Here is an 18,041-nt window from a genome sequence, read left to right as displayed (position 1 = left end):
CCCCTGGCTCGTGATGGTCAGGGGGCGGGGATGCGGGCGATCAGCCGCTCGTAGACGGCGGTGCGGTCGAACTGCAGCGCGTGCCGGAGGGCACGGTCGGCCAGGTCGGCGCGCTCGGCGTCGGTCATCACCAGGACCGCGTGGTCGAGGGCCGCCGCGATGCCGTCGGGATCCTCCACGCCGATGAAGAGGGCGCAGTCGCCCACCGCCTCGCCGATCCCACCCGTGGTGGTGGTGATGACGGGCCCGCCTCCGGCGAGCATGCTCTCCACCAGCGCGATCCCGAACGTCTCGACGAACTCGGGGATGGGCTTGCTGGGCAGCACGAACGCCGCGCTCCCGGCCATCAGGTGGGACCTCTCGTCGTCGTCGACGTCGTTCAGGAACAGGATCCGGCCGGCCACCGGCGACCGGTCGGCCAGCTCGCGGAGCCGTGGCGCCTCCGGGCCGTTGCCGGCGATGACGAGACTGACCCGTTCGCTGGCGGCGCTGCGCCCGAAGCCCTCGATGAGATCGTCGACGCCCTTCGCCAGGCTGAGCCGCGAGAGGAACAGGACGTACCCCCCACGCGACAGGCCGCGGGCCACGAGCGCGTCGTCCGTGCCGTGCGGGTCCAGGTCTGTGAACTGGGCCGCGTTGATGGCCGGGTACGAGATCGCGACCTTGCGGCGACACTGCTCGGCAAAGTCGGTGCCGTGGTCGGCGTCCAGCAGGGCCGCCTCGCTGACGATCAGGTCGCGGGTGTACTCCGAGACCGCCACGCACAGGTCGTTGGCGAGATAGGTCGTGAGCAGGTGAGCGGCCGCGCCGTAGCGCCCGGACTCGATGCAGTTGCGCACCACGTTGGTGATGTCCGACGGCTCCTCACCAGCGCCTTTACGTGTTCACCCGAGCCCGCCATCATCCACCTCCCGCCGCTCGCTTCGCTGCCTTCGAGTCTACGGGCCGACACCGTCAGCGCGTGGCTCAACCCGCGGTGGCCGAGACGTCCGCCACGATCAGCGAAGTCCCGGTCGGACGGGCGCCGCAGTGCGAGCCGTCAGCAGGCGCCCCTGCGCATCTGTGCAGGTACGCAGGGCTGGCCCCGCACCAACGCACCGCCGTCGACGTACTACGCGATGTAGTGGCTTACCGTGAAGTACACCGCAGGCGGAAGCACCGAAGCTCGACCCGTTCCTTCGAGGAGTCACCGTGGACCAAACTGCCCGTTACGCCGATCTCAGCCTTCGCGAGGAAGACCTCATCGCGGGAGGACAGCACATCCTGTGCGCCTACACCATGAAGCCGAAGTCCGGCTCCTACCTCGAGGCAGCCGCGCATTTCGCCGCCGAGTCGTCGACGGGCACCAACGTCGAGGTGTCCACCACCGACGACTTCACCAAGGGCTTCGACGCCATCGTCTACCACGTCGACGAGGCCGCGGAGGAGATGCGGATCGCCTACCCGCTGGACCTGTTCGACCGCAACATCATCGACGGCCGGATGATGATGGTCTCGTTCCTCACCCTGACCATCGGCAACAACCAGGGCATGGGCGACATCGAGTACGCGAAGATGTACGACTTCTACGTGCCGCGCGCCGCGATCAACCTGTTCGACGGCCCGGCCATGGGCATCTCGGACCTCTGGCGGATCCTCGGCCGGCCGGTCACCGACGGCGGGTACATCGCCGGCACGATCATCAAGCCAAAGCTGGGCCTGCGCCCGGAACCGTTCGCGCGGGCCGCCTACGAGTTCTGGCTGGGCGGGGACTTCATCAAGAACGACGAGCCGCAGGGCAACCAGGTGTTCTCGCCCATGCGCACAACCATCCCGCTGGTCTACGACGCGATGAAGCGGGCGATGGACGAGACCGGCGAGGCGAAGCTGTTCAGCGCCAACATCACCGCCGACGACCACTCCGAGATGATCGCGCGCGGAGAGTTCATCCTCGAGGCCTTCGGCCCGGATGCCGACAAGGTGGCCTTCCTCGTCGACGGCTACGTCGGCGGCCCGAGCGCCGTGACGACGGCCCGCCGCTACTTCTCCAGGCAGTACCTCCACTACCACCGCGCAGGCCACGGGGCGGTCACCTCACCCAGCTCCAAGCGCGGCTACACCGCCTACGTGCTGGCCAAGATGGCCAGGCTGCAGGGCGCCTCGGGCATCCACGTCGGCACCATGGGCTACGGGAAGATGGAGGGCGCCCGCGACGACCGCGCCATCGCCTACATCTGCGAACGCGACGAGTACCAGGGCCCGGCCTACTTCCAGGAGTGGCACGGGATGCGCCCCACCACCCCGATCGTCTCCGGGGGCATGAACGCGCTGCGGCTGCCGGGCTTCTTCGCCAACCTCGGCCACGCCAACGTCATCAACACCGCGGGCGGCGGCGCCTACGGCCACCTCGACGGCGCCGCCGCGGGCGGAAGGTCGCTCCGGCAGGCGCACGAGTGCTGGGCGGCCGGCGCCGACCCCGTCGAGTGGGCCGTCGAGCATCGCGAGTTCGCGCGGGCCTTCGAGTCGTTCCCGGCCGACGCGGACCTCCTCTACCCCGGATGGCGCCAGGCTCTGGGCGTCGCCGGTGGACCCACCCCCTCCGTCGCCACCCCCTGAGGAAGACGGTCATGGCGCCGCGGACCTTGACCCAGTACCTCCTGGACCTCCACGACGAGCGCGACGATTCCCCGGCCCACGACTACGCCCACATTCTGAGCGCTGTGGCGGTGGCGGTGAAGCTCACCGCGGCCATGGTGAGCCGTGGCCGGTTGTCGCTCGGCGCGGTCGCTCACGAGGGCCAAGCGGATCACGCCCAGCTCCACCGGGGGCTGCGCCGGCTCGCCACCAGGATCCTGCTCGAGCAGGCCTCCGGCATTGAGCAGTTGGCCGCCGTATCGGTGGCCGGGGACCCGAGCATCCACCGGATCTCCGGCTCGCCCCGCGCCCGGTACCTCCTGGTCTTCGAGGCCCTGCACGGGTCGGTCAACCTGTGCGAGAACCAGACGGCGGGGCTGGCGTTTTCCATCCTGGAGCGCGCAGAGGTCGATGCGCCCTGCACCGAGGCCGATTTCCTGCAGCCGGGCTGCAGGCAGGTGGCAGCCGGGCTCGGGCTGTACGGTCCGAGCACGCGGCTGGTGCTGACGACGGGCCGGGGGGTGGACGGCTTCACCCTGGACCGCGACGTCGGCAACTTCGTGCTGACTGATCGGGGCATGACGATCCCGAGCCGGTCCGACAGCTTCGCCATCAACCCGTCGGAGGCCATGCACTGGCCGGCGTACACGAAGCGGTACGTCGACGAGTGCCTCCGGGGGGCCGACGGTCCGCGCGGGCGTGACTTCAAGATGCGGTGGAACGCGTCCGCCGTGATCGGGGCGTTCCGCATCCTCGTCCACGGCGGGATGTTCATGGCGCCCGACACCGGCCGTCGCGGCGCTCTCTGGGGGGTGCCGCTGATGCACAACGCGGCCCCGCTGGCGCTCCTGGCGGAGCAGGCGGGCGGCGCGGCCACCACCGGCGCCCAGCGGGTCCTCGACGTGGTCCCGACCTCCCTCACCCAGCGCCTGCCCGTCTACTTCGGCGCCGCCGACGAGGTGGCGCGCGTCGAGCGGTACTACCGCGAACACGAGCAGGGACTCGACGAAGGCTCGTCGTATCCGCTGTTCCACAGCCGCACCCTGTTCATCGAGCCTTAGGAGACGGAAGCCATGTCCGATCAGCATCCAGTCGTCGCCATCACCGGCTCCTCGGGGGCGGGCACCACCACCGTCACCGACACATTTGCGCAGATCTTCGCCCGGGAGTCCATCACGTCGTCGGTGATCCACGGCGACTCCTTCCACCGCTACGACCGGGCGGAGATGAAGGCGGTCTACGCCGCTGCCCTCGAGACCGGCGAGATCGCGCCCAGCCACTTCGGGCCGGAGGCGAACCTCTTCGTCGAGCTCGAGCAGCTCTTCGCTGAGTACGGCCGGACCGGGACCGGACGGGTGCGCCAGTACGTCCACGACGACGAGGAAGCGCGGATCTACGGGCGGCCACCAGGCACCTTCACCCCGTGGGAGGACCTCCCCGGCGGCACCGACCTCCTGTATTACGAGGGCCTGCATGGCGCGGTGCGCACCGACACCGTCGACGTCGCCCGGCACGTGGACCTGCGGATCGGGGTGGTGCCGATCATCAACCTCGAGTGGATCCAGAAGCTGCACCGGGACCGGAACACCCGCGGCTACTCGACGGAGGCGGTCACCGACACGATCCTCAACCGGATGCCCGACTACGTGCACTACATCTGCCCGCAGTTCTCCAACACGCACATCAACTTCCAGCGGGTGCCCGTGGTGGACACGTCCAACCCGTTCATCGCCGGCTGGATCCCGACGCTGGACGAGTCGATGGTGGTGATCCGCTTCGCGGACCCGCGTGGCATCGACTTCCCCTACCTGCTGTCGATGATCGACGGCTCATTCATGTCGCGGGCCAACAGCATCGTCGTGCCCGGCGGGAAGATGCACCTGGCCATGCAGCTGATCTTCACCCCGCTGATCTGGCGGCTGGTCGAGGCCAGTCGGAAGGCGAGGGCCCGCGCCATCAGCTGAGTCGGGGGTCTGTTTGCTGCCCCGGCGAGCGGTGCGCTAGAGTTACGCGTCGGTGAACGGGCCTATAGCTCAGACGGTTAGAGCGCTGCCCTGATAAGGCAGAGGTCACTGGTTCAAGTCCAGTTAGGCCCACCAACGGAGAAGCGTTCACCACGCTGGTCCCGAGGACGCGGCACCCGCTAGCGTGTGCGCATGAGTCCCCACGCGGGCAGCACCCTGGAAATCCTTGAGGCAGTCCGTCGCGCTCCCACGCTGCTCGCAGCGCTGGACCTCATGGATGCCCTCACCGCAGCCGCCCGCCTCGACGGGTCCGCAGCGGCCGAGCCCCTCCGGGATGCCATCGGGGCCGCTGGTGACGACCTCACCGCCATCGCCGCGGTGCACGCTGCCGCCGCAGGGGCAGCCACGGCCGCAGGCCTGCTGGTGCCGCTCCTCACCTCCCCATCGCCGCACCTGCGTGAGCACGCCGCCTGGGCCTTGTCCTGTGCGCCTCGGATACCCGAGGCCGTGCCCGCGCTCGAGGCCATGGCCGCCGTCGGCGGTTTCACCGGCACCCTCGCCGAGCTCACCCTCGAGGCGTGGGGCCTGACCCCCGATGACCCCGAGGATCTCGACGAACCGAGGCCCGTCGACGAGCGGCGCGGCCTCACCGTCGCCCAGCTCTACCTCCACGCCGACATCGACGGCACCCTCCTCCACGCCGGCCAGGGCGATACGGGCGGCATCGCCACGCTGCTCGTCCACCTCGGCGACGCGCTGCTCACCGAGGGAGCCGTCGATCGGGTGCTGACGTTGTCGCGGGGAAGTGCGGGCCGGGTGCAGATCCCCGCCGGCCTGGCCGGCCCCGGTCACCACTACCTGTCCGTGCCCCTACCGGGGCCGGTGCGGCATGCGCCCGACGCCTGGCCGCTGCGTGTCCCGGCCCGTCGCGGAATCCGGCGCCTCCTCCGATCGGCGGCCCGCGTCGACGTCCTGCATCTGAGGATGGCCGACGTCGGGTCGTGGGCAGCCGCCGAGGTCGCCCGCGAGCTCGGCATCCCGACCGTCCTCACCCTCGCGCCGGATCCCCACGCGCTGATCGCCGCCCGCGACGCGTCCGGGACCCTCGCCCGCGACACTTTCGGTGCCGCCGACCACGCCGAACACCTCGTGTTCCGCTTCCGGCTCCTGCGCAGCCTCGCCGCCCAGGCCGCGCACCTCGTCGTGTTCCCGCGCCCGGACCTGGCCCGTGACCTGCGCGACCTCCTTCACCTCGACCCGGACGACGCGCGCCGGGTCAGCACCGTGGCGGAGGGCATCGACATCGAGCCTCTCGAACGCGCCGCCCGCGAGGTGGCCGATGATCTGCGCGGCGACCCGGTCCCGGAGGCCACCGCGACCACGCTCGCAGCCCTCGACGCCCTCCTCGCCACCCTGCCACCCGAGCGCCGCGGCCTGCCGCTGGCGATCACCGTCGGGCGGCTGCACCGCGTCAAGGGCATGGCCACCCTGGTTCAGGCATGGGCGTCCGACCCGACCCTCGCGGGCCGGTGCAACCTCCTCGTCGTGGGCGGGGACCTGCAGACCCCCTCCGACGACGAGACCGAGCAACTGAGCCGGATCGACGCCGCGGTGCCACGTCCCGAGGGCCCGTCGCGAGGCCTCCTGCTCGCCGGACACCGGCCCAACGGCGTGGTCGCGGCGTGGCTCGCGGCGGTCAGGCTGGGCCGCCCCGGGCTCGCCGCGCCCGCCGGCGTCTACGTGTCGGCGAGCCTCAAGGAGGAGTTCGGCATCGCCATCCTTGAGGCGATGGCCTCAGGCCTCGTCGTGGTGGCGCCGCGCGACGGCGGCCCCGCCACCTACGTGGAGAACGGCGTCACCGGCCTGCTCGCCGACACCGGTTCGCCCGTCGCCCTCGGCGTGGCCCTGGCGTCCGCCCTCGACCTCGCCTCTGCGCCGGGCGCCGCCGAGCGCGCCGAGAAGGCCCGGGCCCTGGTCACCGACCAGTTCAGCATCCAGACGATGGCGTCCGCGCTCGCGGCGATCTACAGGGAGGTCACCCATGACACTGCTCGTCATCAGTCCTGATTACGCCTCGCACCTCTATCCGCTGGCCACCCTGGCGACGGCGTGGCAGGACGCCGGCGAGCGTGTCGTCGTCGCCACCGGGCCCGCCACCGACGCCATCGTGCGGAGGTTCGGGTTCGAGCGCGAGAACCTGCAGCTGGGTCGCGGCTCCAACCCGGGCGTGATCCGGGCCGAGGACCAGCCGCGCGGGGAGGACGATGCGCTGCGCGGCTTCTTCGACGCCACCCGCCGCGGCGCCGTCGAGACGCTCGCCTTCCAGGCGGCGGCCCGCGGTGACGACCTCCTGTGGGACCCGCTCACCGTCGCCAGAGAGGTGCAGCGCGTCGTGGACCGCGTGCGCCCCGACCAGGTGATCGTCGACCACCTGGCCTTCAGCGCGCGGCTGGCGCTCTCGAGCGCCGAAGTAAGGCACGGTGACGTCGTCCTCGGCCACCCCACGGCGCTGACCGTCGGCGACGAGGTGTACGGCTACCCGCCGGCCTGGCCGAGGGCCCTCCACCCCGACCCGACCGCGCTGGCCGAGCTCCGACGGCTGTGCGAGAGGGTCCGCGACCAGTTCACCGCCCAGTGGAACGAGGCCCTCGCCACCCTCGACCCGGGAGCCGTCGCCAGCGAGGACGCCTTCGCCGAGACCGGCGACGTGCTCCTCCTCAACTACCCCGGCGAGCTGCACCCGCCCGAGCGGACCGCCCTGCTGGGGCCGCACGCGTTCCTCGGCTCGGCCGTCCGCACCGAGGAACCCGACGCGGAGGTCGACGCCTGGCTCGCCTCCGATGACGCCCCGATCGCCTACGTCAGCCTCGGCAGTTTCCTGTCGGTGCGCGCCGATGTGCTGGCGCGGGTCGCGGAGGCGCTGCGCGGCCTCGACGTGCGGGTGGCCCTCGCGAACGGATCGACCCCCCGTGACGCGCTGGGCCCGATCCCGCCGTCCTGGCTGGTCCGCGAGGTGCTGCCCCAGGTGACGCTGCTCGCCCGCTCGGCGCTGGCGGTCTCGCACGGCGGCAACAACAGCGTCACCGAGGCCCTCACCGCGGGCGTCCCGCTGCTGCTGCTTCCGCTGTCGACGGACCAGTTCGCGGGTGCGGCGGCGCTGGAGCACGTGGGATTCGGTGAAGTGCTTGATCCCAACGGCGCCACCCCGGACGAGCTGCGCGCAGCGGCCGCCCGGCTGCTGTCGCTCGACCCGTCCGCCGCCGCCCGCCTGGCGGGGCTGGCCGACGACCTCATCGCCCGGCCCGGCGCGCTGCGGGCGCGGACGGTGCTGGCGGGGGACACCGAAGCCCGCGGCGCAGGAGCAACCGACACAGGAGGTCTCCGATGACCAGCACCACGGCCGTTCATCCCGTCGACGAGGTACCTCCGGTCCCGAAGCTGTTCACGCTCGGCCTACAGCATGTGCTGGTCATGTACGCCGGCGCGATCGCGGTGCCGCTGATCGTGGGCCGCGCGCTCCAGCTGTCCCCCTCCGAGGTGGCGTTCCTCATCTCCGCGGACCTGTTCGCGTCCCTTTCGACCCGAGCATCCGTATGAGACTCATGCTCGATTATTATTATTATAGAAGCCCCCATGAATAAATCGCTCATCATTTTCGGCATCGTCAACATAACCTCGGACAGTTTCTCCGATGGAGGCCGGTATCTGGCGCCAGACGCAGCCATTGCGCAGGCGCGTAAGCTGATGGCCGAGGGGGCAGATGTGATCGACCTCGGTCCGGCATCCAGCAATCCCGACGCCGCGCCTGTTTCGTCCGACACAGAAATCGCGCGTATCGCGCCGGTGCTGGACGCGCTCAAGGCAGATGGCATTCCCGTCTCGCTCGACAGTTATCAACCCGCGACGCAAGCCTATGCCTTGTCGCGTGGTGTGGCCTATCTCAATGATATTCGCGGTTTTCCAGACGCTGCGTTCTATCCGCAATTGGCGAAATCATCTGCCAAACTCGTCGTTATGCATTCGGTGCAAGACGGGCAGGCAGATCGGCGCGAGGCACCCGCTGGCGACATCATGGATCACATTGCGGCGTTCTTTGACGCGCGCATCGCGGCGCTGACGGGTGCCGGTATCAAACGCAACCGCCTTGTCCTTGATCCCGGCATGGGGTTTTTTCTGGGGGCTGCTCCCGAAACCTCGCTCTCGGTGCTGGCGCGGTTCGATGAATTGCGGCTGCGCTTCGATTTGCCGGTGCTTCTGTCTGTTTCGCGCAAATCCTTTCTGCGCGCGCTCACAGGCCGTGGTCCGGGGGATGTCGGGGCCGCGACACTCGCTGCAGAGCTTGCCGCCGCCGCAGGTGGAGCTGACTTCATCCGCACACACGAGCCGCGCCCCTTGCGCGACGGGCTGGCGGTATTGGCGGCGCTGAAAGAAACCGCAAGAATTCGTTAACTGCACATTCGGGATATTTCTCTATATTCGCGGTTCAGCAGGCATGTCCCCTTTGAGGGCGACCCGACGACAGGATAATCGACCTTATGGTGCGCAAATATTTCGGCACAGACGGTATTCGTGGCAAAGCCAACGAAGGCGCGATGACGGCGGAAACCGCCTTGCGCGTCGGCATGGCGGCTGGCCGTGTCTTTCGTCGCGGTGACCACCGCCATCGTGTCGTGATCGGCAAGGATACGCGCCTGTCGGGCTATATGCTTGAACCCGCGCTCACAGCCGGTTTCACCTCGATGGGCATGGACGTATTCCTTTTTGGCCCGCTGCCGACAACGTATAGGAAGAATAAACGCCCTTTTCACCCAAGTCCAACAGCTTTGGACCGCAGTTGACTCTTTCGACACCCCTGCGATGCAACCCAATCCGGCTGACGGGGAGCCAGCAACGCTGAAAATTTACCCTCCTCTTTCCCACTAGCGGCTCCTTTTCCGACAACCAGCACGGCGGATCCCTGCCGCGGCGCTGTGAACGCAGCATTTTGATTGGTATCGTTGGCCTTCAGGCTCGTCAGTCAAACAGACCCAGGAGCAGCTCAGCCGGTGGCGCCCGGCTTTCGGGTAACGCCCTGGTCCCGCTGGTTTCGGCTTTGTGCTTCAGGTGATCAAGGATCTGCTTGATCACTATAGGGTCTTCAATGCAGGCGATGACTTTCATGGCGCCGCCGCAGCCGCTGCACCCGGCGACCCCGGCTACAACGGGGGACGCTGGATGGTCCACGCCCTCAGGTTCCCGAACGGGTACGACGCGGTGATCGCGTCCTCTGACCTCGACGGCGACGGGGTGATCGACAGCGCGGCCGAGGTGGACATGGCGTTGATGGCCGGTGACGCCGTCGACGAGGGCGTCGTGAAGTACTTCGTCTGCCCCGTCATCAAGGTCCCCGCGAGTCGCTGAGCGGCATGGCCCGTCCCCTGCCGATCCCTGAGGAGATCGCCGCGCGGAGCGCCGGTGATCGTTCCCACCGCTCCCTGAGGAGATCGCCGCGCGGAGCGCCGGGGATCGTCTCGAAGGGTTGTGTCGCGACATGTTGCATCGACTGCTGGAAGGTGGGGGATACGACCCTTCGAGACGGCCGACGGTCGCTTCGCGACGTCGGCCTCCTCAGGGATCGATCGGGCGCCCGCGGGAGGGGATTATCGCAGGGAGGCGCGGACGTCGGCGCCCTTGAAGGGCTTGCCGAACAGCGGTGAGAGCAGGCACACGTCCGCCACGCCCACAGTCACGAACACCGCGCCCAGGATGCCGAGCACCCACGCCCACACCCCGCCGACGATGAACCCCGCGACCAGCAGCACGACACCGATGGCAGCGCGGGTGATGCGGCCTGCGGTTGAGGACAAGAACTCGATCATGTGAAGGCTCCTTCGTTCGGAATCTCCAGCATATACCCCCCCGGGTATCGCGGGTCGAGGCCCAACCACCGCCTGGGGGCAGCGCCGCTGCCACTGACCGCGGGGTGCGTTCAGGGGCGCGATTCCGACGGGGTGGCGAGGCCGCGGCGCCGTCGGATCCGCCGCGACATTGCTGTGAAGGCCGTGTCCGCGAGCATCCCGACGATCAGGATGACGATCATGTACGCCATCAGCCCGGTGGCGTCACCGAACTCCTGCGCCGACGACAGCCGGTTGCCCAGGGCGAGCGAGCCCGGGATGACCACGAGCAGCTCACCAGCCATCAGGGATCGCCACGCGAACGCCCAGCCCTGGCTGAGCCCCGCGACATACGACGGCAGCGCCGCCGGGATGATGATGTGCCGGTAGAGCGTCCAGCCGTGCGCGCCGAGCACGTCGCCGAGCTTGTGGTAGGCGGGCGGCACCTGGTCCACGCCGGTGAGGACGCCGTTGGCGATGCTGGGTGCCGCGCCAAGCACGACGACGAACATGATGGCCTGCTCGCCGAGGCCCAGCAGCAGGATCGCCAGCGGGAACCACACCACCGACGGCATCGTCTGCAGGCCGGTGACCAGCGACCCGATGGCCGAGCGCAGCAGCCGCGACCTCGCCGTCGCGAGTCCGATGGCGGTGCCGATGGCCAGCGCCAGCGCGAAGCCCAGCACCGCGCGGGTGAGGGTGCGGCCGAGCGCCTGCCAGAACTCCGGGTCGGCGGCCAGCCGCGCGAGTTCCCCGAGGACGACGAGGGGCCCGGGAAGGAGGTAGTCAGGCTTCCAGCCGGTCCACACCACCACCTGCCACACCGCGAGGAAGAACAGGGTGGCCAGCAGGATGGGGAGGGCGCGCCGCCAGCGGGGCAGCGCCTTCCGTTCGACGGTGGCGTCGGCCGCGGCGTCGTCGATGGGCTCGAGCGGGTCCGTGGCAGGGGAGTCAGATCTCGAAGTAGTCGGCCTCGTCATGGCGTGCCACCTCCTCGCGGAGTCGTTGGGTGAGGTCCGCGGCCAACGCGACGCACGCCGCGGACTCCATGGCCCGGGGCCGGGGGAGCTGGATGCGCTGTTCGTGGATGATCCGCCCCGGCCGCGACCCCATCAGGATGGTGCGGTCCGACAGCCGGACCGCCTCGCGCACGTTGTGCGTGACGAACACCACGCTGAAGCCGGCGTCGAGCCACACGTCCTCGATGAGGTCGTGCATCTGGTCGCGGGTCATGGCGTCGAGCGCACCGAGCGGCTCGTCCATCAGCACGACGGCGGCGTCCTGCGCCAGCACCCGCGCCAGCGCCACGCGCTGCCTCATTCCGCCGCTCATCTCGTGCGGGCGCTTGTCCAGGTGGCGACCCAGCCGGACCTTGCCCAGCAGCTGACGGGCGAGGGCGGCGCGTTCGCCCTTGTCAACGCCGCGCAGCTGGAGCGCGAGCTCGACGTTGCCGGCAGCGGTGAGCCACGGCAGCAGCGTGGACTCCTGGAACATCAGGGCCACCTTGCCGCCGGCGTCGATGGTGCCCGACGTGGGGGTCTCGAGCCCCGCGGCCAGCGTGAGCATCGTCGACTTCCCGCAACCTGAGCCGCCGACGAGGGCGACGAACTCGCCTGGTTCCACATCGAGGTCCAGGCCGCCGAGGGCGGTGACCCGCTGCTCGCCCTGCCCGAACGATTTGGTCACGCCCCTGAGCCGGAGGCCCCCGGCGGGCGCCGCGGGTGCCGTCGCGGCGCTCACGAGGCCACCTCGGCCAGGCCGCGGGCGTCCAGCGCCTCGTTCAGCACGGCCAGGTCCCACAGGCGGGCGAAGTCGTCGTTGGGCTTGTCCGGCAGCAGGCCCACGGCGTCGGCGTGGGCGGCGGCGGCCCTGAGGGTGTCGGCGAGCGGCTCGACGGTGAACTCGAGCGTCTCCCAGGAGGCGCGGAGAGTCCCGGGGTCCATCACCTGTCCGGTCAGGGCCGTGATCTGGGAGGCGGCGGCGTCGCGGGCGGCGACCGGGTCCTCGTCGATCAGTGCGAGGGCATCGAGGTGGGCGTCCAGGAAGGCGCGCAGCAGGTCCGGGCGCTCCTCGACGAACCGCGGGTTGGCGATCACGGTGGTGGAGGCGAAGAGCCCGTCGGGCCAGAGGTCCCGCTCGTCGACGAGCACCACGCCGCCGGCCTCGACGAGCCGGGTGGCGAAGGGCTCGGGCAGCCAGCCGCCGTCGATCCCACCGGCGGTGAAGGCCTGCACAGCTGCGGAATTGGGCTGGGGGAGCACACTCACGTCGCCCCCGCCGTCGTCGGTAGCCGTGAGGCCCTGGGTGCCGAGCCAGTGCCTGAGCGCGATGTCCTGGGTGTTGCCGAGCTGCGGGGTGGCCAGCCGCTTCCCGCGGAGGTCCTCCGGTGACTCGATGCCCGGCCGGACCACCAGCGACGCACCGCCGGAGGTGGAGCCGGCGATGACCCGCACGGCCTCGCCGCGCGACTGCAGGTAGGCCGTGACGGTGGGGTTGGGGCCCAGGTAGGCCACGTCGACAGAGCCGGCGAGCACCGCCTGGAGCGACTCAGGCCCGGCCCGGAACGACTGCGTTGATGCAGTGGCCCCGGCCTCCGCCAGCCGTGCGTCGAACAGGCCCGCGCCGTCGGCGATGAGGGCGGGCGCGTGGGTGACGTTGGCGAAGTATCCGATGGTGACGGTGTCGTCGGCGTAGTCGGTGGAGGCGCAGCCGGTCAGCAGCCCGCACGCGGTCACCAGGCCGACGGCGGCAGCCGTCCGCCGCGACAGCCGGGTGCTGCGGTGGGCCATGGGGTCTCCTGGTGAGCGGGATACAAGGAAGCTAAGCGCCCCCACAGGCGCAGTCAACGCGCCCGCCCTTGGTGAGACGGGCCCTGAGCGTGGGGGAGCACGGTCTTTCGCTGACTGCTGAACACGGGAATATCTGGCTGTGGCCCACGCTCGGGCGGTCCGCTCCGACGCCGCCGATGTCGGCCCCGCCGTCGGCGCCGGGTACCCTCGACCGAGATGTTTTCCACCCTGAGCGCCCCCGCGCGCGCCCGCCTGCCCCGCCTCGCCCCGCGAATGAGCCGCGGAGGTGCCCCGTGGTGAGCCCGGCGGAGGTGTCCGCGCAGGCGGCCCGCCGTCGCACGATCGCCGTCATCAGCCACCCGGACGCGGGCAAGTCCACGCTCACGGAGGCACTTCTCCTCCACGCCCGGGCGATCGGGCAGGCCGGCGCCGTGCACGGCAAGGCCGGCCGCCAGGGCACTGTGTCCGACTGGATGGATATGGAGAAGGACCGCGGCATCTCGATCAGCTCGTCGGCGCTGCAGTTCCCCTACCGCGACTGCATCATCAACCTGGTCGACACCCCCGGCCACGCCGACTTCTCCGAGGACACCTACCGCGTCCTCACCGCCGTCGACAGCGCGATTATGCTGCTCGACGCGGCGAAGGGCATGGAGACCCAGACCATGAAGCTCTTCGAGGTGTGCCGCTCGCGCCGCATCCCGATCATCACCGTGATCAACAAGTGGGACCGCCCCGGCCACGAGGCGCTCGCGCTCCTCGACGAGATCGAGAAGCGCACCGGCATGGTGCCCACGCCGTGGACCTGGCCGGTGGGTGTCGCGGGGGACTTCCACGGCGTGATCGAGCAGTGGAGCGACGAGTTCGTCCGATTCACGCGTACCCCCGGTGGGAGCACCAAGGCCATCGAGGAGCGGTTCAAAGCCGACGAGGTGGGGGAACGGGACAGGGCGGACTTCGACGCCGCCCGCGAGGAGCTGGACCTGCTCGCCGCCGACGGCTACGTCCACGACGAGGAGTTGTTCCTGGCGCAGGCCACCACCCCCGTGCTGTTCACGGCCGCCGTCTCCAACTTCGGCGTCGGGCACCTGCTCGACGTCGTGGCCGACATGGCGCCGTCGCCCACCGCCAGGCGCGACGTGGAGGGCCAGCCGCGCGCCGTCGAGGCGTCGTTCAGCGCCCAGGTGTTCAAGGTGCAGGCCGGCATGGACCGCGCCCACCGCGACAGGCTCGCGTTCGCGCGGGTGTGCTCTGGGGTGTTCTATCGCGGCGACGTGATCACGCACGCCGCGACGGGCAGGTCCTTCACGACGAAATACGTCAGCAGCGTCTTCGGGCGGGACCGGGAGACGATGGAGGAGGCGTTCCCGGGCGACATCATCGGCCTCGTCAACGCCGGCACCCTGCGGGCCGGGGACACCCTGTACGGCGAGGACCCCGTCGAGTACCCGCCCATCCCGTCGTTCGCGCCCGAGCATTTCCGGGTGGTGCGCGCCGCCGACCCGTCGAAGCACAAGCAGTTCCAGAAGGGGATCGAGCAGCTGGACCAGGAGGGCGTGGTGCAGGTGCTGGACTCGGAGTCGAGGTCGCGGCAGACGCCGATCCTGGCCGCGGTGGGACCGATGCAGTTCGAGGTGGCCAGCCACCGGATGGAGCACGAGTTCAACGCGCCGGTGCGCTTCGATCAGCTCCCCTACACGCTTGCGCTTCGCGCCAAGGCGGACGACCTCCGAGACATCAACTCGGTGACCGGAGTGGAGGGCGTGGAGCGTCGCCAGGATGGGGCGTCGCTCGCCCTGTTGACGGGGAAGTGGCAGGTGTCGACGTTCCGGCGCCTGCATCCGCATGTGGTTCTGGAGTCCATCAGCACGGACGTCGAGGACACCCTCCCGTCCGCCTAGCCGCCCATCGCTCCCTGAGGAGGGCCGCCCGAGGAGCGGCGTGGCCGTCTTTCGCTCCCTGAGGAGGCGCGCCGCCGAAGGCGCGGGTGCCATCTCGAAGGGTCGTGACTACCACCTTCACGCAGTTCTTGTGGTCGGGTGCGGTGAGGCGTGAGTCGATGCCCGGGCGGCCGTTGTCCATGCTCTGGAGGTCGTCGCGGCCGGGGTCTGTGGTCGGGTTGCTAGGTGTACTGCCCGGAGACGTTGATCGAGCCGCCACGGCCCTGGCGGTCGTGTAGCGACACCACAGTGGTCGTCAGACAAGTGACTGTTTCTGGGCCGGGGCTTCCCTAGGGTGGGTGCATGCCCGTCTGGCAGCCAGCTATCCCGCAAGGGTTGCGCCCCCATCTCCTTTCCTGGGTGGGGTACGACTTCACCAGTACCGACACCGTCCACCACGGGGTTCCCTCGATGGGCGTCACGGTGGTGCTGTCGCTCGCAGAGCCCATCGACTGTGGCTGGCTTCATGGCGACGCGCGGCATCTCTGTGACCTACTAGTCTCCGGCCTGCACACCACTCCGGCTCTGATCCAGTCGAGGGGACGCCAGCAGGGCCTCGAATTGTCGCTCCACCCGCTCTCGACCCGTCGGCTTCTCGGGCTGCCGGCCGGGGAACTGGCCGGCTCGATGGTTGATGTGAATGATCTCTCGTGGCCCAGGCACCTGCTCGACCAGCTGCGGCAGTCAACGTGGCCACGACGGTTCCACCTCTTGGCGGCATTCCTCACCAAGAGGCTGGAGCAGCATCCTCATGCACCGCGCGCAGACCTGGTCGAGGCACTCGCGCGGATCCATCGGACCCGAGGCACGATCCCCATCTCCGGCCTGGCTCAGGACGTTGGCCTGTCCAGACGGCGGCTCTCAAGCCTGTTCGACCTCGAGACCGGTCTCTCGCCCAAGCAGGTGGCGCGCATCGCTCGCTTCACCCACGCCAAAGACTTGGTCCAGCGTGGCGCCCAGCCCTCGGACGTCGCGGCGATGGCCGGCTACAGCGACCAACCGCACCTGTGCCGGGAATGGAAGTCGATGACTGGATGGACGCTGCGCCAGTCGAAGGGCGATTTCCCATTGCTTCAAGACACCGACATGCTTCCGGCGTGAGGCTAGAGCCATGACGACACCACAGCTGTTCCACTGCCTGCGCTATACAGACGCCGATCGAGGCATCGACTTTCTCCAAGCCATCGGCTTCACCACCGCCATGATCGTGCGGGATCCTGATGACGCGACCTTGGTGGCCCATGCGCAACTTGCCTGGCGCGACAACGGGGGCATCATGCTCGGCTCTGTTCGGGACGATGACCCGCATTACGGGCCGGGGATCTGCAACCTGGTGGTCGCCAGTGATGAGGACGTGGACAGCCTCTTCGCCGCAGCCCTGGCACACGGCGCGACCACCGTCACGGAGCCCAACGACGCCCCCCACGGAGGGCGCAACGCATGTGTCGCTGACTTCGATGGCCACTGGTGGAACCTCGACTCCTACCCGGGAGCCTGAGCCGGGGAACACCCCTCGACACCGTCATGTGCCACGGCTCACGAGTTCGTGCACATCTCAATGAGCCCTGACCCACACAATCTCGCCGCCCGCGGCGGCAACTGGCCTTCCTGGGCGGCGCATGCCCACAGGAAGGCCTTGTCATGTCCCACGCGAACGCCGCTCTCACCCCTCGCCACCGCCTGATCGTCGGCCGCTTGGTCGTCGATGACGGCTGGCCGATCAGCGAGGTCGCCGCCAGGTTCCAGGTCTCCTGGCCCACGGTGAAGCGCTGGGCCGACCGCTACCGCACCGGCGAGCCAATGCAGGACAGGTCATCCAGGCCGCATCACTCACCGAACAAGACCAACCAGCAGACTGCCAGGCGCTGCGTCCGTCTTCGCCTGCGACTACGGGAGGGGCCGGTGCAGTTGGCCAGCCGACTTGGGATAGCCCCGTCCACGGTCCACCGCATCCTTACAGACGTGCACTTGAACCGGCTGTCGCACGTCGACCGCGCCACGGGAGAACCGGTGCGCCGTTACGAGCACGATCACCCAGGGTCGATGCTGCACGTCGACGTGAAGAAGCTCGGCAACATTCCCGACGGCGGAGGATGGCGCTACGTCGGGCGGCGACAGGGCGACAAGAACCGGGCCGCTACACCCGACAAGCCGAAGAACAAGCACTACGACCCGTTGATGGGCAAGGCTTACGTCCATACCGTCATCGACGACCACTCCCGCGTCGCCTATGCCGAGATCCACGACGACGAAACCGCCCGCACTGCCACCGCCGTGCTGGTCCGAGCCGTCGAGTGGTTCAACGCCCGCGGCGTCACCGTCGAGCGGGTCCTGTCCGACAACGGCGGCGCGTACCGCTCACACCTGTGGCGCGACACCTGCGCCGAACTCGGTATCCGGCACAAGCGCACCCGGCCCTACAGGCCGCAGACCAACGGGAAAATCGAGCGCTTCCACCGCACCCTGGCCGACGGATGGGCTTACGCCCGCTGCTACACCTCCGAAGCCGAACGACGGGGCGAGCTGGACGACTGGCTGCACTACTACAACCATCACCGGCCGCACACGGCCTGCGGGAACCTCCCGCCCTTCTCGCGATTGATCAACGTCTCCGGGCAGTACAGCTAGGCCGCCCGGGCATCGCCCCCGTCTCCCCGCACTCGGTCCTCCTGTGGCGCTGTCTGTCCGGGTGTGGGCCGGCAGGGCGGCGTTGGGGCTGGGTCTGCTTGGGCGGGATGCCGGTTGGGTGATCGTCGGGTTGGGCACCGCTGGGCAGTGCCGCCCTGACGTCCCCCACCCTCGCTGGCAGGTCCGGGTTCTCGACCCGTCGAGACCGTCCCCACACCACTAAATGTCATG

General features: G+C 69.4%; 18 protein-coding genes, 1 tRNA gene and 1 pseudogene. 14 read left to right on the top strand and 6 right to left on the bottom strand.

Features of this window, described 5'->3' with window-relative positions; translation table 11 throughout:
• Positions 1-17 precede the first annotated feature (17 nt).
• The gene (locus H5398_RS13085) at positions 18-839 is read right to left on the bottom strand and encodes a glycosyltransferase (RefSeq protein ID WP_370586125.1); all 822 of its coding nucleotides are present in this window, start codon (positions 837-839) and stop codon (positions 18-20) included.
• A 352-nt stretch (positions 840-1,191) separates the two neighbouring features.
• Between H5398_RS13085 and H5398_RS13080 the strand changes: the two genes are divergently transcribed.
• The 9 genes from H5398_RS13080 (at position 1,192) to H5398_RS13040 (ending at position 9,415) form a co-directional block, all read left to right on the top strand.
• Entirely contained in the window at positions 1,192-2,595 is a 1,404-nt protein-coding gene (locus H5398_RS13080; protein WP_182800301.1) for a ribulose-bisphosphate carboxylase, read from the top strand.
• Positions 2,596-2,606: 11 nt separating this feature from the next.
• Complete coding sequence (locus tag H5398_RS13075; protein WP_182800300.1) at positions 2,607-3,674, top strand: class 1 fructose-1,6-bisphosphatase; 1,068 nt, start codon at positions 2,607-2,609, stop codon at positions 3,672-3,674.
• Positions 3,675-3,686: 12 nt separating this feature from the next.
• Positions 3,687-4,577 carry a phosphoribulokinase gene (locus tag H5398_RS13070; protein WP_182800299.1) on the top strand — a complete coding sequence of 297 codons (891 nt, stop codon included), beginning with the start codon at positions 3,687-3,689 and terminating at the stop codon, positions 4,575-4,577.
• A 58-nt stretch (positions 4,578-4,635) separates the two neighbouring features.
• A tRNA-Ile gene (locus tag H5398_RS13065) sits at positions 4,636-4,712 on the top strand.
• A gap of 57 nt (positions 4,713-4,769) precedes the next feature.
• Positions 4,770-6,644: a glycosyltransferase gene (locus H5398_RS13060; RefSeq protein ID WP_182800298.1), complete on the top strand. Its 1,875-nt coding sequence runs from the start codon at positions 4,770-4,772 to the stop codon at positions 6,642-6,644.
• The gene (locus tag H5398_RS13055; RefSeq protein ID WP_182800297.1) at positions 6,619-7,965 is read left to right on the top strand and encodes a glycosyltransferase; all 1,347 of its coding nucleotides are present in this window, start codon (positions 6,619-6,621) and stop codon (positions 7,963-7,965) included. Before H5398_RS13060 ends, H5398_RS13055 begins: the two co-directional genes overlap by 26 nt.
• A complete protein-coding gene (locus H5398_RS13050; RefSeq protein WP_220489434.1) occupies positions 7,962-8,174 on the top strand; it encodes a solute carrier family 23 protein in 213 nt (70 codons plus the stop codon). Before H5398_RS13055 ends, H5398_RS13050 begins: the two co-directional genes overlap by 4 nt.
• A 36-nt stretch (positions 8,175-8,210) precedes the next feature.
• Positions 8,211-9,026: a sulfonamide-resistant dihydropteroate synthase Sul2 gene (gene sul2 / locus H5398_RS13045; protein ID WP_001043260.1), complete on the top strand. Its 816-nt coding sequence runs from the start codon at positions 8,211-8,213 to the stop codon at positions 9,024-9,026.
• Between the two features lie 86 nt (positions 9,027-9,112).
• Positions 9,113-9,415, top strand: coding sequence for a phosphoglucosamine mutase (locus tag H5398_RS13040; protein ID WP_000251875.1), 303 nt, complete (start codon positions 9,113-9,115; stop codon positions 9,413-9,415).
• 175 nt (positions 9,416-9,590) lie between these two features.
• On the opposite strand, the pseudogene H5398_RS13030 reads toward H5398_RS13040, so the two are convergent.
• Positions 9,591-9,758: pseudogene (locus H5398_RS13030) on the bottom strand (IS91 family transposase); the annotation flags it as partial.
• 33 nt (positions 9,759-9,791) lie between these two features.
• Here H5398_RS13030 and H5398_RS13025 point away from each other — a divergent pair.
• Entirely contained in the window at positions 9,792-9,977 is a 186-nt protein-coding gene (locus tag H5398_RS13025) for a hypothetical protein (RefSeq protein WP_182800296.1), read from the top strand.
• 239 nt (positions 9,978-10,216) lie between these two features.
• Here H5398_RS13025 and H5398_RS13020 read toward each other — a convergent pair whose 3' ends face one another.
• The 4 genes from H5398_RS13020 to H5398_RS13005 all read right to left on the bottom strand — a co-directional run bounded on the left by H5398_RS13020 (position 10,217) and on the right by H5398_RS13005 (position 13,242).
• The gene (locus H5398_RS13020; RefSeq protein WP_182781159.1) at positions 10,217-10,435 is read right to left on the bottom strand and encodes a DUF2892 domain-containing protein; all 219 of its coding nucleotides are present in this window, start codon (positions 10,433-10,435) and stop codon (positions 10,217-10,219) included.
• Positions 10,436-10,545: 110 nt separating this feature from the next.
• Complete coding sequence (locus H5398_RS13015) at positions 10,546-11,433, bottom strand: ABC transporter permease (RefSeq protein ID WP_182800295.1); 888 nt, start codon at positions 11,431-11,433, stop codon at positions 10,546-10,548.
• Entirely contained in the window at positions 11,405-12,193 is a 789-nt protein-coding gene (locus H5398_RS13010) for an ABC transporter ATP-binding protein (protein WP_182781161.1), read from the bottom strand. The genes H5398_RS13015 and H5398_RS13010 overlap by 29 nt, the downstream gene beginning before the upstream one ends.
• Positions 12,190-13,242, bottom strand: a complete 1,053-nt coding sequence (locus tag H5398_RS13005; protein WP_182800294.1) for an ABC transporter substrate-binding protein — start codon at positions 13,240-13,242, stop codon at positions 12,190-12,192. The genes H5398_RS13010 and H5398_RS13005 overlap by 4 nt, the downstream gene beginning before the upstream one ends.
• A 296-nt stretch (positions 13,243-13,538) precedes the next feature.
• On the opposite strand from H5398_RS13005, the gene H5398_RS13000 reads away from it, so the two are divergent.
• The 4 genes from H5398_RS13000 (at position 13,539) to H5398_RS12985 (ending at position 17,810) form a co-directional block, all read left to right on the top strand.
• Positions 13,539-15,143, top strand: a complete 1,605-nt coding sequence (locus tag H5398_RS13000) for a peptide chain release factor 3 (protein ID WP_370586124.1) — start codon at positions 13,539-13,541, stop codon at positions 15,141-15,143.
• A gap of 450 nt (positions 15,144-15,593) precedes the next feature.
• A complete protein-coding gene (locus tag H5398_RS12995) occupies positions 15,594-16,283 on the top strand; it encodes a helix-turn-helix transcriptional regulator (RefSeq protein WP_220489432.1) in 690 nt (229 codons plus the stop codon).
• 10 nt (positions 16,284-16,293) lie between these two features.
• Positions 16,294-16,680, top strand: a complete 387-nt coding sequence (locus tag H5398_RS12990; RefSeq protein ID WP_010534680.1) for a VOC family protein — start codon at positions 16,294-16,296, stop codon at positions 16,678-16,680.
• 143 nt (positions 16,681-16,823) lie between these two features.
• Positions 16,824-17,810 carry an IS481 family transposase gene (locus H5398_RS12985; protein WP_087104232.1) on the top strand — a complete coding sequence of 329 codons (987 nt, stop codon included), beginning with the start codon at positions 16,824-16,826 and terminating at the stop codon, positions 17,808-17,810.
• The last annotated feature ends 231 nt before the right edge of the window (positions 17,811-18,041 follow it).

The organism is Tessaracoccus sp. MC1679 (assembly GCF_014164775.1).
Classification (GTDB): domain Bacteria; phylum Actinomycetota; class Actinomycetes; order Propionibacteriales; family Propionibacteriaceae; genus Arachnia.
The sequence above is the reverse complement of the archived record's forward strand: the minus strand, read 5'-3'. Positions and strand labels throughout refer to the sequence as shown.